This is a genomic window from Paenibacillus sp. NPDC093718, assembly GCF_050279985.1.
Classification (GTDB): domain Bacteria; phylum Bacillota; class Bacilli; order Paenibacillales; family Paenibacillaceae; genus Paenibacillus_AQ.
The window spans coordinates 74,563-95,744 of sequence record NZ_JBNNUS010000011.1; the positions used below are offsets into that span (position 1 = coordinate 74,563).

Below are 21,182 nucleotides of genomic sequence, written 5' to 3' on the forward strand. Positions count from 1 at the left end.
TCAAGCCAAAGGAGGGACTTGAAAATGTCATGGTGGATGTGGCTGCTCAATTTGACGGGCTTCGTGCTGTTGATTTATTTGTTCTACAGTATGGACAAGAAGTGGTCCAGCAGGCCTTTGCTGCTTGCTCCACTGCTTATTTATGTCCTGGTATCGGTTGAAGATTTGCTTGGGTGGATCGATCTGATGAACGTGGTGCCCGGAGATGGCGGCATGCGCGCTCTGATCCTGTTGTTTGCATTATGCTCCGTTATTTTCTATGTGCTGTACATATTCGACAAGATTGCAGACTCCGTCCATCAGCATGTTGATATGAAAACAACCCTGGTTCGGATCAGCATGGCGGCGGGGATGTGCATTTTGTTTTTCACGATGGTGTATATGTCGATCTATAAGCTGTTTGGAGGCACTTCCTTCGAAGGCGAGAATATCGGCCAGGATTTGCTGAGCCAGTTCATTACCTTCCTGTATTTCAGCATGGCGACGTTTGTCACAGTCGGGTATGGCGATGTAGCCCCAATCGATAATACGTCCCGGCTTGTCGTGGTGCTGGAGATTGCCTTCAGTTTCATTACCGTTGCGTATGCGCTGTCCATGCTGGGAACGCTGCGCCGGATTTTCACACCGGGCGATGACGGCTTGGATGTGACTGGCAGTGAAGAGAAAGCGAAGGCCAATAAGCCGCATCGAAGAAAGCATTCATCCATGTAAAAAAAGCGCATCGTTGACGATGCGCCTTTTTTTATTTGTGCTAGTGGTCAAGTAAGCAAGGTCTTAATTAAAGCTACGGTTTCATCAGCTTTTTCAGAATACCGAGCCCGTTCTTGGAAGGGTAGCGGAATTTGAAATCGAACCGGTTGGTTTGCTTGAGCACGCTTTTCTTATGAGAGAAGGTATGGAAGCTGTGTTCCCCGTGGTAGGCGCCCATCCCGCTCTCGCCGACACCCCCGAATGGAAGGAAGGGAGTGGCCAGATGCATCAGCGTATCGTTGACACATCCCCCGCCAAAAGAAACCGAGGAGAGTACGTAATCCTGAACGTCTTCATTCTCCGTGAACAAGTAAAGGGCGAGCGGCTTGGGACGGTGACGAATCGCCTGGACAGCTTCGTGTACATCTTCATAAGTCAGGATGGGACACAGGGGGCCGAAAATCTCTTCTTCCATAACCGGCATATCCCAAGTGATATCGTCCAGCACGGTGGGCTCGATGCGCAAATTTTCCTTAGAACTCTTCCCGCCATGGCGAAGGGTTCCATTGCTCAGAAAGCCGGACAGCCGGTCAAAATGCTTCTCCGAAACCATGCGCCCATAGTCGGGATTCGTTAGAGGGTTCTCGCCGTAAAACGAAGAGATGGCGTCTTTCAGGTGCGCGATGAACTTCTCCTTAACCTTGCTGTGTACGAGAACATAATCCGGCGCGACGCAGGTTTGGCCGGCATTCGTATATTTGCCGAATGCGATACGTGATGCGGCCAGGGCCAGAGGGGCATCCTCGTGGACGATACAGGGGCTTTTGCCTCCAAGCTCCAGCGTCACCGGGATCAACTGCTTGGCGGCGGCTTGCATGACGATTTTGCCGACATGGGTACTTCCGGTAAAAAAGATATAATCCATTGGCTGCTCCAGCAAGCTTGTGCTTACCTCAGGTCCTCCCTCCACCGAAGCCACGTATTGCGGCTCAAACGTCTCCGTGATGATGGACGTAATGAGTCCGGATACGTTAGGCGTCAGCTCGGAGGGCTTTACAATCGCGGTGTTCCCGGCGGCCAAAGCCCCGATCAGCGGAGAGATGGCCAATTGCCAAGGATAATTCCAGGGCGCAATAATCAGTACCGTACCGTAGGGCTCAGGGTAGATCATTCCCTTGCTGCCTACATGCGTCAGTGCGGTTTTGACTCGCTGCGGCTTGGCCCAGCACTTCAGATTCTTTATGATAAAGGAAAGCTCCTTATAGACAATGCCGATTTCCGTCGTGAAGGCCTCCTGTTCACTTTTGTTCAAGTCTTTGCGAAGGGCCTTCATGATATCGTTTTCCCTGGCAATCAGAACTTGGCGCAGCTTGGTCAGCTGCTGCAGACGGAAATCCACTTCCTTGGTGATGTCTTTATGAAAAAAACGACGCTGAGCTGAAACTAATGCTGCGATCGAATCGTTAACAGTCATACGTAAACCCCTTTCTGTTGCTATTCTATGTATATGAATAACCGTAAGGACGATAAAACTTGTACTCTTTTATTATTATATAGGAGGATGTCCATCTATGAGAAATCCATCCTTGGCAGCTCCCCATGGCACAGCCCATAAAGGGGGAAAGCGAGAAGTCATGCAGACGAAGATGTCGCGCCGCCAGTTTCTGAAGATTGGTGTTTCCGCCGTGGTCGGCGTTGGCGTTGCAGGTGGGGCTTACGCATCTATCTGGGAGCCTCGTCAATTGGACATTACAAGACTGACACTGGCGCTTCCTTCACTGCCCAAGGCTTTTGACGGGATGAAGGTCGTTCAGTTTAGCGATTTGCATCTGGGCTTTCACACCGGGGCAAAAGATGTGGCACGCTTGGTACAAGCCATTCAACAAGAGAAACCGGACATGATCTGTTTCACGGGGGATATGGTGGACGGCAATACAGAGGATATGAGGGCAGCCATTCAACCGTTCACCGAGCTGAAAGCTCCTCTCGGCCTTTTTTCCATATTGGGTAACCATGATTACGAAGATGTGGAGACTCTGATCTCTTTGGAGGAAGAGGCCGGATTTCACGTGCTGCGGAACACGGCCGTGAAGCTGAGGCGGGAGGGTGCCGTCATCGCCGTGGCAGGTTTGGACGATGTATTCTGGGGGCAGCCGGATCCGGCGGCGGCCATTCAAGATTTACCCGACGGCATGTTCAAGCTGCTCTTAATGCACGAGCCGGATTATGCAGACACGACTGCGGCCTATTCATTCCATCTCCAGCTGTCGGGGCACAGCCATGGGGGCCAGATCCGTTTGCCCTGGATTGGCGAGGTAATCACGCCCCCCGGGGCAAAGCGTTATGTGCAAGGACTATATACCACCGGTTCGCAAGGAATGCTGCTCTATGTAAACAGGGGAATCGGCACGACGCAGCTTCCTTTTCGTTTCTTGTGCAAACCAGAGCTTACGGTGCTTACCTTGCGCTCCATGATATAAAGGGACTAAAATATGTGATCTGAACATTTCAAGATGAAAGGATCACTTGGAATTTGTTACACAAATGAAATATACCTGTTATCAAACTCTAACAGCCGCGGGTTAAACTTATCACATGACCCCCTTTTGAGAATATATATTATGTTTTGGACCCGGTAACGGGTCCACTTTTTTTTGCCTATTTTGCTGTACTTCCTATATAAATATAAATACAAAAAAACAGAAGGAGGTGTACCCCATTAAAGAGGTACGGTCACCTTCTGCTTTTGTTCGAAATATACCCATTCCGTGTATCCGATTTCCTTGAGCACTTTAGCGACTTCGTCAAATTCATCTCCGACCCGTGACGGCTTATGGGCGTCGGAGCCGAAGGTGACGTCAACGCCGTGATGGTGCGCGACCTCCAAGATGGCATTGGAAGGATACCAGCCGCCGCACAGCTTGGTTTTGCCGGAAGTGTTGATCTCGATGGCAAGGCCCGATTCCGCGATGACTTTCAACGTTTCCTCGATCGCTTCGTCGGCCTTGATTTCGGAGAACAGCGGATAATTCCCCTTCATGGCATCCATATGGGCGATGATCTGGAACATGCCGCTTCGCGCGGACTGGCGGATCAGATTGAAGTATTCCTCTTTATCCGCAACCTGCTGCTGCGGGGTCAGTTTCTTCCAGCGGTTTTTATTGAAGATGCTGACATCCCTGACGTGATGGATCGAGCCGATGATATAGTCAAAAGGGTAGGCCGTTAATGCCTGCTGATAAACCTGCGCATGATTCGGAAAATAATCGGATTCAATGCCCAGCAGGACCTTGATTTTACCTTCATATTCCCGCTTTAAATCCAGAACTTCTTGTACGTACCCCGCAAAGTCCGCTTTCGCCATGGAGATGGCCGGAAAGGGCTGCTCTTCCGGGCTCCCGAAGTATGGAGTGTGGTCCGAGATTCCAATCACCTGTAAATCTGCCGCAATCGCAGCCTCGATATAATCTCGGATGTTGCCGTCTGCGTGACCGCAGCGGAAATGATGGGTGTGCAGATCAAATTTCATGTTGACCTCCTTCAAAACGCTTGATTATTATTCTAGGTTTGATGCGGCGCTATTCGCTGCTGATGAACTGTGTTTCGGGCATGCCTTTCAGGTCACTGAGGAATTGACGCATAGCGGAGCTGACGTATCGTCCGCTCTTATAGATTACGCCGACAGGGTGGCTGACTTCAAGCTCGCTCAGGGGAACAATCTGCAGGGTGCCGTTGCGCAGCTCCGTCGCGACGGACTGCTTCGATATAATCGCTGCGCCCAAATTGATCTCAACCATCCGTTTAATTTCTTCGCTGCTTGACAGTTCCATGACAACCTGCGGCTCAATGCCGTGCTTCTTCATTACGTCGTCTGCGAAGCGGCGGCCAACGGTATCGCGCGTTAGCAGAATCAGGGGGGTTCCGGCGAGCACATCCATGCTTGCCGTGGAGAGTTTGGCTAGCGGATGCTGAGGGGATACGACAAGCTCAAAGGTATCGTAGTACAGAATGGATGTGCTTAAGTTGGGATTGCGCTCGATCAGATAGCCGATCCCGATGTCGATGAGCCCGTTCTCCACGCTGTGGTAGATTTGCGAAGAGGCCATGGATTGAATGGTTGTTTTAATATGAGGGAATTGATCCTGAAAGTAGGAAAGTACCCGTGGCAGGATCTGAATGGCTATGGAAGTGGTTGTACCCAGCTGAATATGACCCTGGGGAGTTTGATCAAGGTCGGATAGCCGCTGCTTCAGCTCATCAACGATCCCGAGGATCTGTTCGGCATGGTCCACGAAGACCTGTCCCCGGTCGGTTAACGTCACGGGCTGACTCCGGTCCACCAGCACCGTTTTAAATTCTTCTTCCAGGCTCTTGATCTGGGCGGATACCGCCGGTTGTGTCAGATTAAGAAGCTCTCCCGCTTTGCGAAAGCTCATCGTTTTGGAGATGGTAATAAGCGTTTCCAATTGGCTGATGTTCATAGCCTTCCTCCTTACTTGATATATTCTTCCGCTCATCTATCGCGTGCAATCTGTATTATTTAAATTATAGGTTATTCTTCCCGGTGGAGCAACGAAGGGAGCAAACCTGGTCGTTTTCGTCCGAAAAAATGAAAAACATTTTAATTTCCATTTAATTATTATTAAAAGATGGGGAAACCTTCCGATAATAGTAAAGTAGACATAGAAAAAAGGTGAGACCAAAGGCTCGTTTAAGCGAAAGGAATATCTTCGTACTAAAGCGTTTCAAGCGATAGCTGACACGGCATTACAGTTGTTGGAATGAGGGCTGTCGCTATTTTGTGATGATTTATTACAAGGTATCCATTATAATGTTTAAATATATAGGTGGGACTTTGGGACCCTGACCAACAACCCAGTGAAAGGGGCGTAATGAGGAATGAAAGCGGAAGTCATCAATCCTTTTTTAGAGTCCGCACGACACGTGATCGAACAAGTCATACAGGTTTCACCTTCCACGGGGAATCTTGGGGTCAAAGAGATCGGATATTTGGAGAATCATATCTGGATCCAAATTGGCATGACAGGCCAAATGAACGGTGACATTGTATTTGGAATTCAGGAGCAGGTAGCTCTGCAGATGGTATCGGTGATGATGGGCGGTTATGTCATTACCGAGATGGATGAGATGGGGCAAAGCGCGATTTCAGAGCTCGGAAACATGATTAGCGGCAATGCCAGCACCATTTTATCGAACCAGGGCGTCAGCGTGGATATTACGCCTCCCAAGGTAATGAAATCGGATAGCACGTCCAGTCTTATTCAGAAGAAAGCACTTTGTATTCCGCTGAGAATGGAAGGAATCGGGGAGCTGGATATTCAAGTCATGATTTCATAAAATAGGAGTAATGAACCCAATAGCCGTGTATGCAAGTCTCTGTAAATAATGAGGTATCAAGAGCTGTGCCGGCGAAGAAAGGGATAATGAAATCATGCTAAAAAATAAAGTTGTTGTCGTAACGGGAGCATCCAGCGGAATCGGCGCTTTGATCGCGGAGAAGCTTTCTGCGGAAGGAGCATATGTGGTTCTGTGCGCCCGTTCGGTAGAACGTCTGCAGGAGGTGGGTGCGCGAATGCCGGGCCCCCATGAGCTTGCAACCATGGATGTTCAGAGTCCCGAGCAGGTGCAGTCTGTCATGGAGGGCCTTCTTAGCCGCCATGGCAGAATCGACGTGCTGATTAACAATGCCGGCTACGGCAAATTCGAAGCTGTCATGGACATGCGCCAAGAAGAGTTTCAGGACATGATGGACGTCAATTATATGGGCATTGTACGCTGTACGCAAGCCGTGCTGCCGGGCATGCTGAAGCAAGGTGACGGTCAAATCGTCAACATTGCATCCATGGCGGGGAAGATCGGAACGGCCAAATCCACCTCCTATTCGGCTACCAAGCATGCCGTGCTAGGGTTCAGCAATTCACTCCGGCAGGAGCTGAGGAACACGGGCATAATCGTGTCTACTGTAAACCCCGGCCCCATCGATACCCCGTTTTTTTCCTTGGCCGATCCAACAGGCGGTTATGTCCAGAATGTGAGCTGGTTTATGATGAAGGCCGAATATGTTGCGGATCAGGTCGTGAAGCTGGTGAGAAAGCGCAAGGAAGAACTCAATCTTCCGAGGCTGGCCTCACTGGGCATAAGGCTGTACCAGCTGTTTCCGAGGTTTGCAGACCGCGTGTCTTACAAATGGATGAATAAGAAATAACGGCTGCGACGCTACAACGCTTCCGTTTCGGCAACAAGCTCCTGAAGCAGCGCAGTGGCTTGTTTTGTTTTTTCTGCATCTGATGAGAGCAGTGTGATTACTTGGTCCAAGCGCTGCTTGTAATTGGCTGGCTTGATGGGAAAGGTTTCGATCATAGCCACCGCACGCTTCTCATTGATGCAGTACAACTCGTTTTTGGCAAACAGCACTTGATTCAAGCTCGAAATGCAGCGGAAGCAGTGGCCGGTTACATAGCTGATATCATCGCTGGCAGCTGTTTTATCCGCTAGCATCAAGGAGAAGGATGCTTCGAAGGTAAAGAAGCCGACGATTGCATCCTTTAATGCTTTTGGATAAGGAGCCGTTTTGGCTTTCAGGGTCTGTATTCGGTTATCCGAATCTGAGAGTATGCGACAAATCGCCATTTCCCCCATATACATCACATTCAGATAAGCATGCGGATGTCCGGTTTGGTAATGGGCAGACACCAAGCCTGCGGAACAGTCGTCGATGATGCCGGACACGCGGTGTACATCACGGAATAAGAAATCCACATGATAGCCCTCGATCACTAACCATCCGCCCCCGTTAACCCAGGCACCCCATTCACCTAATGAAGTGATAATCCCATCCCGATGCTCGTCATCTAATTTCTGAGCCACCCTAGCGATGTTCTCCACTTTGAATCCTTGGGATTCATCGTAGTAAATGCCGATATCGATATCGGATTCCGGTTTGGCGGTTCCTTTGGCTCTGGATCCCCCGAGTACGACTCCTATAACGCCGGGCACCTCCCGAAGTTCTTCCGTTATCCGTTGGATCAAACGATCTACTTGTGAATTCATGCATGTTCTCCTCCTTTATATGTTTCATACGGAATCGATCTCCCTTTATGTATACCTTAGTCTCATGGATTCAATTTTCTCCCGGGTCCATTGAACCGCTTCGGCTGGTGAGATGATGGTTGCTTCCTCTCCGAGACGCCACACATAGTCCGAATAAAAATTGACGTCAGTTGCCGGTATTTCAAGCCGAACGACTCCGCTGCCATCCTTGTTCTTATGGATATGGGGGCCGAGGCGAGTATCCGTTTCAAGCAGCCAAACCCCTTTGGAAGTTAATTGTACCTCAAACGGCTTCATCTCCCCATCCCCGGTTTCCGGTATGTCACGCAGCGTTTGGCTGGCGATATCTTCACGGATCGTTATGGACTCATTGGGGCTGGCAGTAATGATCCGGTCGACTCTGAACTGTCTGATATCCTCTTGAGTAAAACAGTAGGCCGGACAATACCAGTAGCCCGAGCTTGCATACAAGCCGATAGGCTGAATATGCCGCTGACTGCTTCCTGTGGATGAACGATAGGAGATGGTGACCGCTTGCCGAACCATGATGGCTTCCATTAGCGTTTGTAAAATCTCGTTGGACATCGCACGGAATGGACTGTGAATCATAACGCGATCCTGAAGACGGTCGATCTGCTCCTTGGTATCTGCCGGCAAATAATGATAGAACTTGTGGAGGGCCGTGGCGGCTCCGTCACCGAACGGAAGCGTGCTGAAATAGCTTAAGGATTGGCACGCAAAAAAGATGGCGGTCGCCTCGCTTTCCGTGAAACTGATCGGCGGCAGCATCCGCTCCTGCAGCAATCTGTATCCGCCCCCTCGGCCTTGCACAGAGTAGATGGGAACGCCGAGCCCGCTCAGCTCATCCAAATCTCTTGAAAGGGTCCTGACGGAGAGCCCGAATTCATCGGCCAGCTCTTTTACCGTAAACGATTTTTTTGCATTGATCATCATCATTAATTGAATCAGGCGCTGGGATTTCTGCATAGGAATACCTCCGTCTCATATCATTTATTTTATCTTATTCTTTAAATAAGACAATATTTGTCTTATTTAAAAGATATGATGTTCTCAAGAAGCAAGGGTTCACGCTGAATCCTTGGAGCAGCGTCCATTAAGGGAGGAGAATATAGAATGAGTCAAGACATGACTAAAGAAGAGCTGGGATTTGTTTTTATACACGGAGCAGGATTGAACGGAGGAGTATGGGATTACGTTGTGGAAGGGCTGGGTCATCCGTATTTGAAAGTGGAATATCCATTGCGGGATCGGAATGTGATTTCCGGACATCATTTGGGGCTGGAGGATTACGTAAACCATATGGCGGAGCAGGTGAGAACGTGGGGGACGAACAAGTTTGTCATTGTGGCTCATTCCCTGGGCGGGGTATTGGCTATGGAGTTGGCCTCCCGGTTCACAGGCCGTGTTGCCGGTTTTGTAGCCATCGGTGCGGCTATTCCTAAGCGCGGAGGTTCATTTGTTTCGGTGCTTCCGTTTCCTCTGAGGGCCATCATGCCGATCATCCTGAAAACGGCTGGCACGAAGCCGCCTGAATCCGCAATCCGTAATGGTCTGTGCAGTGATCTGCCGGAGGAGCAGGCCTCCCGAATCGCAGCGGAGTTTGTTCCGGAATCCCGCAGAGTCTATACGGATCGCGTTCAAGCGTCTATTCCCGATGTGCCAAAGCTTTATGTGAAGCTCACCCAAGACAAAGAGTTCGGATTATCCACGCAGGAAAGCATGATAGCCAATCTGTCTGCAGATGGGGTGGAAAGCCTCAGCACCGGCCATTTGCCAATGCTGAGCGATCCCCGTGGAGTCCAGCGGATACTGGATGGCTTCGCAAATCAAGTGAACGAAGGCCGTCACCCGGTTATCTCATCATAATCTGATCCCGTCTCGGGCCGACGGATATCGTCTTGATAGGAACGCCAATGGACGATTCAATGAACTGCACATATTGCTGCGCGGCTTCCGGGAGCTCGTCAAAGGATCGGATATGCGACAGGTCGCATTTCCAGCCCTTCAGTGTTCTCAGAACAGGCTTTGCAGACTGGAGATCGGCCGTTACCGGAAAATGGTCAATGATGCTTCCGTCCTCTAATTCGTAGCCAACGCATACGGGGATGTCATCCAGGTACCCCAGGACGTCAAGGTTGGTGAGAACGGCTTCGGTAGCTCCCTGGGCCATGCAGCCGTAACGGGTGGCTACCGTATCAAACCATCCCATTCGTCTTGGCCGGCCGGTCGTTGCCCCGTATTCGCCTGCATCGCCGCCACGGCGGCGGAGCTCATCCGCTTCATCCCCATGCAGCTCGGTCACGAACGGGCCGGCGCCGACACAGCTTGAATAAGCCTTAACTACAGCAATGACTTGGCTGATGGCGTACGGCGGCAGTCCAGCTCCGACCGGTGCATAACCTGCCAGCGTGGAGGAGGAGGTGGAGAACGGGTAGATCCCGTGATCTGGGTCCCGCAGTGCCCCTAATTGGCCCTCCACGAGAATAGGGTCGCCTTTCATATAAGCTTGCTGCAGCATCGTGGTGGTATCCTCGATATATGGAGACAGGAGCTGGAAGGACTCCAGCAGTTGCTTGGTCATCTCATCAACGCTTAGCGGATCTTTCCCATACAGATGCTGCAGCTGCACGTTCTTGATGGCAAGCATCTGCTCGAGTCGTTCACGAAGTCGCTGGGGATGGAACAGATCAGCTACCTGAATGCCCAGCTTTGCATATTTATCAGCATAGAATGGCGCGATCCCTCGTTTCGTAGAACCGAATCCCCGGGCACCGAGCCGTTCTTCTTCCAGTTCATCCAGCAGCCGATGAATAGGAAGTACGACTTGGGCGCGCTCCGATATAAACAGTTTGGGGGCGGGGACGTTCCTTGCTTTCAGCTCCTGCAGCTCCTTGATCAATACCTCCATATCCAAAGCCGTTCCCGGACCGATGATATTCGTTACGTTTGGATAGAATACACCTGACGGCAGCATATGCAGCGAAAACTTCCCATAATCGTTAATAATGGTATGTCCTGCATTGCTCCCTCCCTGAAATCGGACGACATACGACGATTGCGCCGCAAGAACATCCGTCATTTTTCCTTTGCCTTCATCTCCCCAATTGGCTCCTACTATGGCTGTAACTGTCAAAGCATGTTCGCCTCCTATGGTCTTTTTCTTTTACAGGGCTCATTATATGAGTTACATCATCATAAATAAAATTGATAATAGTAATAGTAGACATTAGTTTCATTTATGTTATACGATTCTGTAGAGAAGAATACGGATAACGGGTGAATTCTAAGCTGATCTTTCGATAAGAGTTCCCGTTTATCAAAGGATAAAATTGAGGTAATCATAATGGAAATCAATATGGAGTGGTATCGTGTCTTTTATTGGACCGCCCGGCTTGGCAGTTTATCGCGGGCAGCGGAGCATCTGCATATCACCCAGCCGGCCGTCAGCCATACCATTAAGCATTTGGAGGGAACGATCGGAGGACCGCTGTTCTTTCGGACAACCAAGGGGGTTAAACTCACGTCGGAGGGTGATGTGCTGTTTCGCTATATCGAGCAGGCCTTCAGCTTTATCGAGATTGGCGAAAAGGCGATTGCGGACATGCATAACTTGCATAGCGGCGAAATCAATATAGGAGCAAGCGATACGCTGTGCAAGTATTATTTGCTCCCGCATTTGGAGTATTTCCACGCCACCTATCCGGATATACGCATCCGCATCTCCAACCGCACAACCCCGGAAACGCTGTCCCTTCTCAAGGAAGGGAAGATTGATTTTGGCATCGTTCATTTACCGGCCTCCGATAAACAAATCGATTTTCGCGCGAGTTCGCCGATCCATGATTGTTTAGTTGCCGGCAAGTCATTTGTAGAGCGTGCACAGTTACAGCACCCCTTCTCCCTTCGCGATATCGGGAACTACCCGCTGCTTATGCTGGAGAGGGGCGGGAGCACAAGAAACTACGTCGATCAATATGCCGAGGGGCAGGGGGTGACGCTGAAACCCGAGTTCGAGCTTGGCAGCATTGAGCTGCTGGTACAGTTTGCCCGGAGCGGCTTTGGACTGGCTTTTGTCATTCGCAACTATGCTAACGAGGAATTGCAAGGAGGACAGCTGGTCGAGGTGCCGCTCCATCCGCCGATTCCCGAGCGCAGCATAGGAATTGCAACGCTTCGAGGTATTCCGCTATCTGCTGCCGCCAAGTCATTTCTTTCTCTTTTGCCTTAAACAGGTCGGTGATCGAGCCATTCGAATTGGCCATGTTTGAAGTGCTGTTCACTGCTGTTTAGGATGTTTGATTTGGTGAGGACTCCTGTTTTAGCATATAATGAAAAAGAGTGATCAAATCTTGGTAGGAAACACGCCTGCTACCACCGTATTAAGTAAACAAACCACATGTATCGGAAGGTTTTTTCTAGCGATATCAGGCAGACGCGCTTTGGAATTATAGACTTCTGATATCTAAAAAAAGGATGGACTAACATATGACTGCAACTACATTTCATACATTAGGAATAGCCGAGGATTTGTCCTCCAGATTAACGGAGTTTGGCATTGTCACGCCTTCTCCCGTTCAGGCTGAGGCTATACCGCCCATACTCGAAGGCAAGGACGTGCTCGCGACTTCCCAGACAGGCACAGGCAAGACGCTTGCCTATTTGCTGCCTGTGCTTCAGGGCATCGATCCGGAGATTAAGGGAGCCCAGAAATTGATTCTTGCTCCGACACAAGAGCTTGCCGTACAGATTGTGAGAGAGAGCGAGCGTTACGGGGAAGCCCGCGGAATCGGTGTACTTGGTCTCATCGGGGGCGCCGCGGCCAAGCGTCAGATTGAGAAGCTGAAGCTGCATCCTCAGCTGATCGTAGGGACGCCGGGACGTGTGCGGGAGCTGATCGAAATCCGGAAATTGAAGATGCACCAAGTAAGCACGATCGTAGTGGACGAGGTGGATCAGGTGTTTAATCTGGGCGGCGCCGGCGATGTGGATCGCATTCTGCGCAGTGCATTACGCGACCGTCAATTGGTATTCTTATCCGCCACGGTGAGTCCGGAGACGGCAGAGCTCGTCAAGAAGGAGATGGATCAGCCGGTCGAAATCGGGATTGATCCCGAGCAGCGGACGCCGTCCGCGCTGGAGCATTATTATTTTGTGACCGAAGAGCGTGACAAGTTGGACATGCTGCGCCGCGTGGTCCGGCATTACAATCCCGATCGTGCGATTGTCTTCGTCAATGCCACCGAGGATTTGGCAGAGGTTGAAGCGAAGCTGAACTACCTCGGCTTAAATGCGGCTGCCATCTATGGTGATGCCGACAAGATGACTAGAAGCCGGGTTCTGAATTCGTTTAGAGAAGGGCGTACCAAGCTCTTGGTGGCTAGCGATGTCGCTGCCCGCGGACTTGATATCGAAGGACTTGGCATGGTGATCAATTACGATCCGCCTATTGACGCCGAGCATTATACACACCGCGCAGGACGTACTGGACGCATGGGACGGAGCGGCATGGCGATAACGCTCGTAACGGACCGTCAGACGTTCATCATGCGCAAGTTCAATCGCGAGCTGGGCATATCGATTGAAGAACGCGCTCTGTATGGCGGGAAGGTTAGATCTCCCCGTGCAACACCGGCCGATCGAGAACATGGTCCACGTGGGTCAGCCGGGGGTACTGCCCGAAAAGAGAAACCAACCCGAAAGCCTGCTTCCACCAGCGCCAATGGTAAGGCTGGAAGCGGTAAGGCATCGGGTGAGCGTCAGAGTGAAAGGGAGCGGGACCGCAAGAACAAGGGCGCTCCGAAATGGTTGAAGAATAAGCCTCCACGGAGCTAATGGCTGCAAGCTCCATCCATGCGGAGCTTGCAACCGGTATGTTGTTTTCGGGTCCGATTCAACGGATGTGGTCGACATCCACAGGGACCGGACTTTTCAGAATAAGAGGTGATCGATAATGAGTGAACAGCCGGTATTGTCTGTTCAAGGATTAAGCGGCGGCTATAGCATGAATCGACCGGTTCTGCATGATGTAACCTTTCAGGTTGAACCGGGTGAGATGGTAGGTTTGATTGGCCTGAACGGCGCGGGCAAGAGTACCACGATGAAGCATATTCTCGGACTGATGAACCCGCAAAAAGGGAGCATTCAGGTTCAAGGGAAGAGCCGGGCAGAGCATTCGGAAGCTTATCACGGCGCGTTGGCGTTTGTTCCCGAATCCCCGCTGCTGTATGAGGAGATGACGGTACGCGAGCACCTGGAATTTACGGCGCGCTCCTATGGCGTATCCCGTGAAGATTATGAGTCGCGTTCAGAGCAGCTGTCCAAGATGTTCCGTATGGAAGAGAAGATGGACAGCCTGTCCACGCATTTATCCAAGGGCATGCGCCAAAAAGTGATGATCATGTGCGCGTTTGTCGCCAGACCGTCCCTGTACATTATTGACGAGCCCTTCCTTGGGCTTGATCCGCTTGGGATACGTTCGCTGCTTGACTTCATGCTGGAGCTGAAGGCGTCCGGCGCTTCTGTATTGCTCAGCTCCCATATTCTCTCCACGATTGAGAATTATTGCGACCGGTTCATCGTGCTGCACCGCGGCAGCATCATTGCTCAGGGAACGCTGAAGGAAATTCAGGATCAAGCCGGAAGACCGGGGATGTCGCTGGAGGAGCTGTTTAATGTGCTGATTCAGGACGGTAAAGGCGAATGAACTTGCGTGAGCTGTATGTCAAACGACGCGGGCAGTTCTGGGGTGAAATTCTCCCCTATCTGGGTTATGTCATACAGAGCGGGGTAGCCGTCGTATTTCTGTTTCTGTTGATTGCATTCGCTGCCTGGTACACCGCACTACTGCAGCAGATTCCGCCAGATCTGCCGATTCGCTGGATCATGATGATTTTCCTTGTGCCTCTCATGATCAACAGCAGCATTCGGACGTATCTTCGTCCGGCGGATACGGTGTTCCTCATTCCGCAGGAATCCCGGATGAAGGAATACTTCAGTAAAGCATGGTTCAGTGGCGTCATTTATAAAATCATCGGTTTGGGACTGGTGATGTTAATCCTATGGCCCTTATACATACGCAGCGATGTTTCGCCAAAACCGCTGCTGGCAACGTTTGTTGTTCTGACCCTGTTTAAACTGCTGTCCAGCTTCGGCAGTTGGAAGGAGCAGCTTATGGTGTCAAGGAATGCGGCGGCAGCCTACCGGGTACTCCGCTGGATCGTTCCGGCACTGAGTTTAGCCGCCTGGTTATGGCATCCAACGGGCCGCGCCCTCCTATTCATGGCGCTGCTTGGCCTCACTTATGTTGCGGCTTTGTCAGTACCCGTCAGGCACCTGGTCGCTTGGGAGCGATTAATCGCCGTCGAGCAGCGACAGGCGAGCCGGGTAATGATGGTGCTGAGCTGGTTCGTGAATGTGCCTCAGCGCGGGCAGCGTGTCCATGCGCGAAAATGGCTGTCCGGATGGGGCAAGGGATTGGCGTGGAAGAAGGAAAGCGCCTATCGCTTTCTTCTCATTAAGAGCCTGACGCGCAGTGATATTCTGGGCATTCTGATTCGGGTCGGACTGTTGGGTGCCTTTCTTGTGTGGGCAACCCGGGAGAGTCTGGTATCGGCGATTGTGTATCTGGTCAGTCTGATGATTATCGGACTCCAACTGTCTGCACTGCGAAAGCTTCACCCGGAATCGTTCTGGCTGCATGTCTACCCGCTTCCGGAAGGTACGCGCCGCGACAATGAAGGGAAACTGATCTTCCAGGTGCAGCTGTTCTGGGCTGTCCTCCTTTGGCTCCCACTCATTCCGGGCATCCTTAGTGCCCCCGGACGTATATTGGGTACACTGGCTGCGGGGATCGTGCTTGTATTTCTGTTCCGAAGCGCTGCTGCCCGGAAGAGCCGCCGTGAAGTCGATGACGACGAATAAATGGGAAGAGGCCGGGACGTTAGCGTCCCGGCCTTCTAATGTAATTATAGTATGGGTTATTCCGGCTGCAGAAATCGCAGTGCGTGGTGTGGCGACCTGCGATTTCTGTAGGCTGTTATCTAGTTGTCGTTACACCCAGAAAGAACGAGTGATGATAACGAGCAGGATAAAGAGAACCAGGATTGCTCCAACTCCGTATCCACCGCCGTATCCGCCGCCGTATCTTACTTCTTCAACTGCACCCATGTTCATTCCCCTTTCAGTTCGTTGATTTGTAGTACACGGTATTGTATGTAGCTAATGGTCTATGTGTATGGGCGAGCGTTTATTTGTGGCAGAAGAAAAAATAAAGACCGGGGATGATTTTCCCCGGTCTTTATTTTGTTTGGAACGTTCATATCTGATGCAGCGGATCATTAAACCTTCTGCAGGTCTTGAATCCCTTTATAGACCAGGTCGAACAGATCCTCCAAATACTCCTCGTCAATACAAGAGAAGGCGATCCGGAGATCATGCTCGCCAAGGGCGATGGTTCCCACGCCATACTCATGGATGAGATGGGAACGGAGCTCCTCGGCGTTTACCGTGTTCAGCTTCAGGCACATGAAGTAGCCGGAGTTGAACGGATAGTATTCCCATACATCGCCGTATTTGCCGCTGTCGAGAATGGACTTCACTTTGTTGGCGCGGCCTTTCATGACAACGAACTTCTCTTCCTTCTGTTCATGGAATTCCGGCGCCTTCAGCGCCTCCAGCACAAAGGTTTGCGAAGGATGGGAGGCGCTGGATATCGTAGCGCGAATAATGCCGAGCGTCTTCTGCTCCAATGCGTCCAGAACGTCTTTATCTTCTGCCGCATACGTGATAAAGCCAACACGGAATCCCCATACGAATTCTTCCTTGGTCGCTCCGTCAACCTTCACAGGAAGCACGCGAGGGTGAAGGCCTGCCAGACGTCCAAAGAGCGATTCCTTCAACGAATCTTCAAAGAACAATCCAAAATAAGCATCATCCGTAACAACCACAATATTCATGCCGGCTTCGGCCGCTTCCTGGATCGCGGACACGATGGCGGCCCCTTCCTGAGCGCCAGGCGTATAACCCGTCGGGTTGTTCGGGAAGTTCAGCAGAACGACCGCTTTGCCTTTATCCTTCTGGCTCAGCAGAGCCTGACGAAGTCCTTCGGCGTTAAATTTCATATCGTCTGTGAAGAGAGGATAGGTTACATGAATGCCATGGCGGCGAATGCCGAATGTCAGCTCATAATTCTCCCAATTCTTATCGGGATAAATAACGGCGTCCCCTTCATCCACGAACAAATCAGCTACGATGCTTAGACCATGCGTCAGCGCATTCGTGACGATCGGATTGCTGAAGCTCTTGCCTTCAAGCGAAGGGTTCTCCTGAATCATCTTGTCTCGCCATACGGAGCGCAGCTCCGGCTTGCCTGCCGGAGGGGCATACGGGTACAGATCCTTCGGCTGGTAAGCCGAAAGTTTGTCCTGGATGACACCCAGATGCATCGGGACTCCGCCTTCGGTTGCAATACCGATCGTAGCGTTATATTTTTTCGCATGGCTCGTCGCTTCCGCAGATTGGCTCAGTATGCCTTCTTTCGGGAAGTAGATTTCTTTGCCGAGTGTGGAGAGCATGTCGTACACATGCGGATTGCCGGCTTGCATTTTTCCATTCAATTGACCAACCAATGGGTTCATGAACTGATTCCTTCCTTCCGAATACTTTTGGTTAAGGTAAGTGCAGGTGACAAGTTGCCTTTACGTTTTCATTGCCTAACATTATACCACCTACCCCAGGAACCGTCACGGATAATTGTAATGCTTTAACGCGGTCCAGGGTGATACTTGCATATCAGTCCGGCGGTTTCTTCATCCCGCTCCTTGCCGCGGCATTCAAGCCCTTCGACTACGGCCAGGAGCCGATCCGGCTTCAGGTTCTGGCCGAACTTGAATTTGGCGCTCATTCGCTGCGGAGCGAGCTTGATGACGGCTACCCCTTTCAGTCTGGGGATATAAGCCCGGTCATGCGCGTCGATGGCGCGGTATCCGCCTTCAGGCTGCAGTTTAGTCATCAGGGCCTCCATCGCAAGCGCTTTTTCCTCCAGATCGTCCACGATTGTCACCTCGCCGACAGCCGTTACGCTTTTAAAGTAAGCCGTGGCCGGGCAGGCCATCTCTGGATCGGAGAAATAGGAAGGGATCAGGGCATACTCATCGGCGATGGTAAAGCACACGGCGGGCGTCCGGCGCAGATGGTCCATTTTTTCCCCCATCCGGCTGCCGTGAAAATAGAACGCGCCGTTAACATAGGCGTAGTTCAATGGCGTTACACGCGGAATTCCCTCTGCATCGGCTGTTCCAAGGAAACCAAAACTCATGCCGCTAAGGAAGTCCTCGATCTCTTGTTGATCCTCCATCGTAAATTCGTCTCTTCTCATGGTTAAACGCTCCCCCTATCATTTTGATTAACAGCATACGATGAACATTGACAAGGAAAAAGCGCCAATTTAGAGTAATTTATATAGTCCAATTTCAAAGAAATAACAATAGAGGAGTCGTCATTATGGAGCTGGGATTGCCATTCGAGACCTATGTGGAACAATATCGATATAAATATTTGGCTCTAAACCACGCAATTCGCGCTGCTATTCATAGCGGCAAGCTGCCGGAAGGAACCCGACTTCCCGCCACACGGGAGCTTGCAAAGCTGTATGGCGTGTCCAGGGGATCGGCCGCGCAGTGTTATGACATGCTGATGGCCGAGGGTTATGTCGTATCCCGGCAGGGCAGTGGAACATACGTGGCGGAGGGGATTGCCATGGTGGACCAGCCGCCGCTGGCCGAGGGAGCGCCGAGGCTCTCCGCATGGGGGCAGCGACTGGTGAGCGAGAGCAGGGAATATGTCTCGGCACAGCAGCTGCTGGAGGAGCCACCCCCGGGTACGATCTCTTTCGCGAATGCGAGGATGCCCATGGAGGATTTCCCCTATTCGGAGTGGCGGAGCGCGTTATCCTACGCAGGCGGAAGCGGGGGAGCCGAACTGCAGAACGGCGCCCCGCCCGAAGGGGATATCGAACTGCGTCAGGCGATAGCCGGACACCTGCGCTTTACGCGGGGCATCCAGGCCGATCCCGAGCATATCGTGATCTTCAGCGGGTCCATGCAGGGGCTTGTCCTGATGTTTCAGCTGCTGGTTGATCCCGGCGATCACGTGGTGATGGAGGATCCGGGGTATCAGGGAATTCACCGGGGCATAAGCCTGAGCGGCGGGATTCCGCTGCCGTCCCCTGTCGACGATGCCGGATTGATACCGCGTGACTGGGACGCCGGCTTGCTTGTCGTAAGCCCCAGCCGTCAATACCCGACGGGGGCGGTCCTGCCGCTGGAGCGAAGAAGGGCGCTGCTGAATTGGGCCCGAAGCCGCCAGGCTTTTATTATCGAGGATGATTACGACAGCGAGTTCCGCTGGGGCGGCAAGCCGATTGAGCCCTTGCGGATGCTGGATAACGAGGGACGTGTCATCTTCATCGGTTCGTTCTCCAAAACGATGTTCACCGGGCTTCGCATCGGGTATGCCGTGCTCCCCTCAAGCCTGGTTGAGGCGATCGTTCAGGCCAAGGCTCTGTATGAGCCGATTTCACCAGCCGTATTGGAGCAGCGCGCGCTGGCGCGCTTTATTGCGCGGGGAGGTTACGGTCGGCATCTTAGAAGAATGACCCGGCTGTATGGTGCGCGGTATGAGGCGCTTCGCCAGGCGATGGATACCCATGCCTCCGAACTGTTTCGGCTTCACCCCGGCGATGCCGGCCTGCACGTCTACGCCAATTGGCTGCGCTCCGCGGAAGAGTATGCCCGGTTCCAGGAGGCTGCCCGCAAGTGCGGTGTCATGTTTCGGGATGCAGCGGCCTATCATCGTACACCTGGGCCGCCTGCCGCCTGCTTCGGCTTCTCGCATCTCGGCACATCCAGCATCGAAGAAGGAGTTGCCCGGATGGCGCAGGCATGGCGGGACATGCAAAAAACATAAAAAACGGGTATGATGGGAAAGAGGTCAATTTTTGAATGAGATGAGGGGGTTATGACGAGATGCTGAATGCATCGCCGTCTTCGTTTATAATCATGCCTGCGCTTGCCAAAATCGTGTGCGAGCCGGGCTGGAAATGGCAAAAACGCGAAAGGCCCATGCAGAACTACGATTTGTTCTATGTATGGAGCGGCGAAGGCACGGTCGAGCTTAATGACGAGCCCTTTGCCGTGGGAAAAGGAAGCTGCTTCCTGTTCCGTCCAGGAGATCATACGAGTGCAACGCACAATCCGCAGAAGCCGCTCGTATTGACATATATCCATTTTGACGTGACCGACCCGGTCCAAGAGATTCCGGCATCTTATCGCAAGCTGACGGAAACGATGGATTTCGAATATTTGCTTGCACGCTATGTGCGTTTGTATCTGGACAAGCCCTATGGATCATTGGAGGAGGGGCAGCTTATTCTGAAACAGCTGATGATTCATCTGCTGCGTTCGGATCTCGCTGAGCCGGTGGTCAAAAAAGCAAGCAATCAGCTGTCCGAGGCGATCCATGAAATCGCGAATTACGTCCGCCAGCACCCGGGTGTTCCCCATCGGGTCGAGGATTTGGCGGCCAGAGCGGGGTTGTCCCCCCGTTACTTCTCGATCAAGTTCAAGGAACTGATCGGCACGCCGGTACAATCCTACATCATTCAGATGCGGATCGAGCGGGCGCAGCATCTGCTGCTGCATCAAGGGATGAACGTAACGGAAGTGGCCGACGCGCTGGGTTACCGGGATATTTTCTTTTTCAGCCGACAATTCAAGCAGTATACGGGCAAGAGCCCATCCGAAATTCGGTGATTCTCCACCCTTCCATAACTTACCTGCTGGTGGAAGGGGCCTATGGGTTTCATAGCAAGCGATTTAGGGTAAAAACGACATACAGTTTCATTTTATGAAGGGGGGAGAGAGGAATGAGCCCAAGAAGACGGGTGCGTGGACGTTTCTTCAGTCGCGGTGGCTGCGCTATATTCAGAAATCGCTTGCGCCGCATGAAGACAACGACTCAGGATCATCAGAATGTGTGGTTTTAACGAGACTTAGGCCTACATACGGGGACGTTGAATCCCGTTATCATATACGCTTTTCTCTGGATGAACGCAAAAGGGAGCTAAATGGCTCCCTTTTTTTGATATGTATTGGGGTCCCCGGAAAGTATTTGGAATAAGCATCGAAGCATAGGCTCCACTTTGTGGGGCTATTTAATGAATGCACATGGGAATAGGGAGTCTGTATGATAACGTTGTAGAGGGATCAGCTACGGATAGACTCTGTTGACATTGCGAAAATTTGTTATATTAGGGATATACATAAAGCGCAATCGTAGGGTTTTAATGGGCCGGATTGGCATTTCGGATAATGGAAGGGTGACGGGTGTGACGGAGAGAGTGG

The 21,182-nt window shown here is 51.7% G+C and carries 20 protein-coding genes; 11 read left to right on the forward strand and 9 right to left on the reverse strand.

Translation table 11 applies throughout. From position 1 onward, the window contains the following. Window positions 1-24: 24 nt before the first annotated feature. A complete protein-coding gene (locus tag ACQKPA_RS26915; RefSeq protein ID WP_427495519.1) occupies window positions 25-711 on the forward strand; it encodes a potassium channel family protein in 687 nt (228 codons plus the stop codon). Window positions 712-784: 73 nt separating this feature from the next. Here ACQKPA_RS26915 and ACQKPA_RS26920 read toward each other — a convergent pair whose 3' ends face one another. Then, window positions 785-2,164 (reverse strand): aldehyde dehydrogenase, encoded by a 1,380-nt coding sequence (locus ACQKPA_RS26920; RefSeq protein WP_427495520.1) that lies wholly within the window; start codon window positions 2,162-2,164, stop codon window positions 785-787. A 97-nt stretch (window positions 2,165-2,261) separates the two neighbouring features. On the opposite strand from ACQKPA_RS26920, the gene ACQKPA_RS26925 reads away from it, so the two are divergent. After that, window positions 2,262-3,170: a metallophosphoesterase gene (locus ACQKPA_RS26925; RefSeq protein ID WP_427495521.1), complete on the forward strand. Its 909-nt coding sequence runs from the start codon at window positions 2,262-2,264 to the stop codon at window positions 3,168-3,170. Window positions 3,171-3,409: 239 nt separating this feature from the next. Here the strand turns inward: ACQKPA_RS26925 and ACQKPA_RS26930 are convergent, their stop codons facing one another. Both ACQKPA_RS26930 and ACQKPA_RS26935 read right to left on the reverse strand, forming a co-directional pair. Then, window positions 3,410-4,219 carry a histidinol-phosphatase gene (locus ACQKPA_RS26930; protein WP_071222420.1) on the reverse strand — a complete coding sequence of 270 codons (810 nt, stop codon included), beginning with the start codon at window positions 4,217-4,219 and terminating at the stop codon, window positions 3,410-3,412. A gap of 49 nt (window positions 4,220-4,268) precedes the next feature. Next, the gene (locus tag ACQKPA_RS26935) at window positions 4,269-5,171 is read right to left on the reverse strand and encodes a LysR family transcriptional regulator (RefSeq protein WP_427495522.1); all 903 of its coding nucleotides are present in this window, start codon (window positions 5,169-5,171) and stop codon (window positions 4,269-4,271) included. A 418-nt stretch (window positions 5,172-5,589) separates the two neighbouring features. Here ACQKPA_RS26935 and ACQKPA_RS26940 point away from each other — a divergent pair, with 418 nt between their 5' ends. Both ACQKPA_RS26940 and ACQKPA_RS26945 read left to right on the forward strand, forming a co-directional pair. Next, the gene (locus tag ACQKPA_RS26940) at window positions 5,590-6,048 is read left to right on the forward strand and encodes a chemotaxis protein CheX (RefSeq protein ID WP_071222422.1); all 459 of its coding nucleotides are present in this window, start codon (window positions 5,590-5,592) and stop codon (window positions 6,046-6,048) included. Window positions 6,049-6,142: 94 nt separating this feature from the next. Further along, window positions 6,143-6,916: an SDR family NAD(P)-dependent oxidoreductase gene (locus tag ACQKPA_RS26945; RefSeq protein ID WP_427495523.1), complete on the forward strand. Its 774-nt coding sequence runs from the start codon at window positions 6,143-6,145 to the stop codon at window positions 6,914-6,916. An 11-nt stretch (window positions 6,917-6,927) separates the two neighbouring features. On the opposite strand, the gene ACQKPA_RS26950 is transcribed toward ACQKPA_RS26945, so the two are convergent. Continuing rightward, a complete protein-coding gene (locus ACQKPA_RS26950; protein WP_427495524.1) occupies window positions 6,928-7,761 on the reverse strand; it encodes a nucleotidyltransferase domain-containing protein in 834 nt (277 codons plus the stop codon). A gap of 45 nt (window positions 7,762-7,806) precedes the next feature. Further along, the gene (locus ACQKPA_RS26955) at window positions 7,807-8,748 is read right to left on the reverse strand and encodes a helix-turn-helix transcriptional regulator (protein WP_427495525.1); all 942 of its coding nucleotides are present in this window, start codon (window positions 8,746-8,748) and stop codon (window positions 7,807-7,809) included. A 147-nt stretch (window positions 8,749-8,895) separates the two neighbouring features. On the opposite strand from ACQKPA_RS26955, the gene ACQKPA_RS26960 reads away from it, so the two are divergent. Then, window positions 8,896-9,648 carry an alpha/beta fold hydrolase gene (locus tag ACQKPA_RS26960; protein ID WP_427495526.1) on the forward strand — a complete coding sequence of 251 codons (753 nt, stop codon included), beginning with the start codon at window positions 8,896-8,898 and terminating at the stop codon, window positions 9,646-9,648. Here the strand turns inward: ACQKPA_RS26960 and ACQKPA_RS26965 are convergent. Next, entirely contained in the window at window positions 9,635-10,915 is a 1,281-nt protein-coding gene (locus ACQKPA_RS26965; protein ID WP_427495527.1) for an adenylosuccinate synthase, read from the reverse strand. The two genes, ACQKPA_RS26960 and ACQKPA_RS26965, sit on opposite strands and share 14 nt — an antisense overlap. 210 nt (window positions 10,916-11,125) lie before the next feature. Between ACQKPA_RS26965 and ACQKPA_RS26970 the strand changes: the two genes are divergently transcribed. The 4 genes from ACQKPA_RS26970 to ACQKPA_RS26985 all read left to right on the forward strand — a co-directional run bounded on the left by ACQKPA_RS26970 (window position 11,126) and on the right by ACQKPA_RS26985 (window position 15,702). After that, entirely contained in the window at window positions 11,126-12,010 is an 885-nt protein-coding gene (locus tag ACQKPA_RS26970) for a LysR family transcriptional regulator (RefSeq protein WP_427495528.1), read from the forward strand. A gap of 257 nt (window positions 12,011-12,267) precedes the next feature. Then, a complete protein-coding gene (locus ACQKPA_RS26975; RefSeq protein WP_427495529.1) occupies window positions 12,268-13,614 on the forward strand; it encodes a DEAD/DEAH box helicase in 1,347 nt (448 codons plus the stop codon). A gap of 118 nt (window positions 13,615-13,732) precedes the next feature. Next, on the forward strand, window positions 13,733-14,485 hold the full coding sequence (locus ACQKPA_RS26980; RefSeq protein ID WP_071222429.1) for an ABC transporter ATP-binding protein: 753 nt from the start codon (window positions 13,733-13,735) through the stop codon (window positions 14,483-14,485). After that, a complete protein-coding gene (locus ACQKPA_RS26985) occupies window positions 14,482-15,702 on the forward strand; it encodes an ABC transporter permease (protein WP_427495530.1) in 1,221 nt (406 codons plus the stop codon). Before ACQKPA_RS26980 ends, ACQKPA_RS26985 begins: the two co-directional genes overlap by 4 nt. 129 nt (window positions 15,703-15,831) lie before the next feature. Here the strand turns inward: ACQKPA_RS26985 and ACQKPA_RS26990 are convergent, their stop codons facing one another. The 3 genes from ACQKPA_RS26990 to ACQKPA_RS27000 form a co-directional block, all read right to left on the reverse strand. After that, window positions 15,832-15,948, reverse strand: coding sequence for a sporulation protein YjcZ (locus tag ACQKPA_RS26990; RefSeq protein ID WP_083397722.1), 117 nt, complete (start codon window positions 15,946-15,948; stop codon window positions 15,832-15,834). Window positions 15,949-16,118: 170 nt separating this feature from the next. Continuing rightward, the gene (locus tag ACQKPA_RS26995) at window positions 16,119-17,417 is read right to left on the reverse strand and encodes an aminotransferase class I/II-fold pyridoxal phosphate-dependent enzyme (protein ID WP_427495531.1); all 1,299 of its coding nucleotides are present in this window, start codon (window positions 17,415-17,417) and stop codon (window positions 16,119-16,121) included. A 125-nt stretch (window positions 17,418-17,542) separates the two neighbouring features. After that, window positions 17,543-18,157, reverse strand: a complete 615-nt coding sequence (locus ACQKPA_RS27000) for a pyridoxamine 5'-phosphate oxidase family protein (RefSeq protein ID WP_427495532.1) — start codon at window positions 18,155-18,157, stop codon at window positions 17,543-17,545. A gap of 125 nt (window positions 18,158-18,282) precedes the next feature. Here ACQKPA_RS27000 and ACQKPA_RS27005 point away from each other — a divergent pair, with 125 nt between their 5' ends. Together ACQKPA_RS27005 and ACQKPA_RS27010 are read left to right on the forward strand one after the other, a co-directional pair. Continuing rightward, on the forward strand, window positions 18,283-19,746 hold the full coding sequence (locus tag ACQKPA_RS27005; protein ID WP_427495533.1) for a PLP-dependent aminotransferase family protein: 1,464 nt from the start codon (window positions 18,283-18,285) through the stop codon (window positions 19,744-19,746). A 59-nt stretch (window positions 19,747-19,805) separates the two neighbouring features. Beyond that, complete coding sequence (locus ACQKPA_RS27010) at window positions 19,806-20,591, forward strand: helix-turn-helix domain-containing protein (protein WP_427495534.1); 786 nt, start codon at window positions 19,806-19,808, stop codon at window positions 20,589-20,591. Window positions 20,592-21,182 lie beyond the last annotated feature (591 nt).

Excerpts from the sequence above, each read along its gene's own strand:
- ACQKPA_RS26995 (WP_427495531.1), bottom strand. The coding sequence starts at position 17,417 with ATGAACCCATTGGTTGGTCAATTGAATGGAAAAATGCAAGCCGGCAAT.
- ACQKPA_RS26970 (WP_427495528.1), top strand. The coding sequence starts at position 11,126 with ATGGAAATCAATATGGAGTGGTATCGTGTCTTTTATTGGACCGCCCGG.
- ACQKPA_RS26935 (WP_427495522.1), bottom strand. The coding sequence starts at position 5,171 with ATGAACATCAGCCAATTGGAAACGCTTATTACCATCTCCAAAACGATG.
- ACQKPA_RS26960 (WP_427495526.1), top strand. The coding sequence starts at position 8,896 with ATGAGTCAAGACATGACTAAAGAAGAGCTGGGATTTGTTTTTATACAC.
- ACQKPA_RS26955 (WP_427495525.1), bottom strand. The coding sequence starts at position 8,748 with ATGCAGAAATCCCAGCGCCTGATTCAATTAATGATGATGATCAATGCA.
- ACQKPA_RS26950 (WP_427495524.1), bottom strand. The coding sequence starts at position 7,761 with ATGAATTCACAAGTAGATCGTTTGATCCAACGGATAACGGAAGAACTT.
- ACQKPA_RS26930 (WP_071222420.1), bottom strand. The coding sequence starts at position 4,219 with ATGAAATTTGATCTGCACACCCATCATTTCCGCTGCGGTCACGCAGAC.
- ACQKPA_RS27005 (WP_427495533.1), top strand. The coding sequence starts at position 18,283 with ATGGAGCTGGGATTGCCATTCGAGACCTATGTGGAACAATATCGATAT.
- ACQKPA_RS26980 (WP_071222429.1), top strand. The coding sequence starts at position 13,733 with ATGAGTGAACAGCCGGTATTGTCTGTTCAAGGATTAAGCGGCGGCTAT.
- ACQKPA_RS26915 (WP_427495519.1), top strand. The coding sequence starts at position 25 with ATGTCATGGTGGATGTGGCTGCTCAATTTGACGGGCTTCGTGCTGTTG.
- ACQKPA_RS26945 (WP_427495523.1), top strand. The coding sequence starts at position 6,143 with ATGCTAAAAAATAAAGTTGTTGTCGTAACGGGAGCATCCAGCGGAATC.
- ACQKPA_RS27000 (WP_427495532.1), bottom strand. The coding sequence starts at position 18,157 with ATGAGAAGAGACGAATTTACGATGGAGGATCAACAAGAGATCGAGGAC.
- ACQKPA_RS26940 (WP_071222422.1), top strand. The coding sequence starts at position 5,590 with ATGAAAGCGGAAGTCATCAATCCTTTTTTAGAGTCCGCACGACACGTG.
- ACQKPA_RS26925 (WP_427495521.1), top strand. The coding sequence starts at position 2,262 with ATGAGAAATCCATCCTTGGCAGCTCCCCATGGCACAGCCCATAAAGGG.
- ACQKPA_RS26920 (WP_427495520.1), bottom strand. The coding sequence starts at position 2,164 with ATGACTGTTAACGATTCGATCGCAGCATTAGTTTCAGCTCAGCGTCGT.
- ACQKPA_RS26990 (WP_083397722.1), bottom strand. The coding sequence starts at position 15,948 with ATGGGTGCAGTTGAAGAAGTAAGATACGGCGGCGGATACGGCGGTGGA.
- ACQKPA_RS26985 (WP_427495530.1), top strand. The coding sequence starts at position 14,482 with ATGAACTTGCGTGAGCTGTATGTCAAACGACGCGGGCAGTTCTGGGGT.
- ACQKPA_RS26975 (WP_427495529.1), top strand. The coding sequence starts at position 12,268 with ATGACTGCAACTACATTTCATACATTAGGAATAGCCGAGGATTTGTCC.
- ACQKPA_RS27010 (WP_427495534.1), top strand. The coding sequence starts at position 19,806 with ATGCTGAATGCATCGCCGTCTTCGTTTATAATCATGCCTGCGCTTGCC.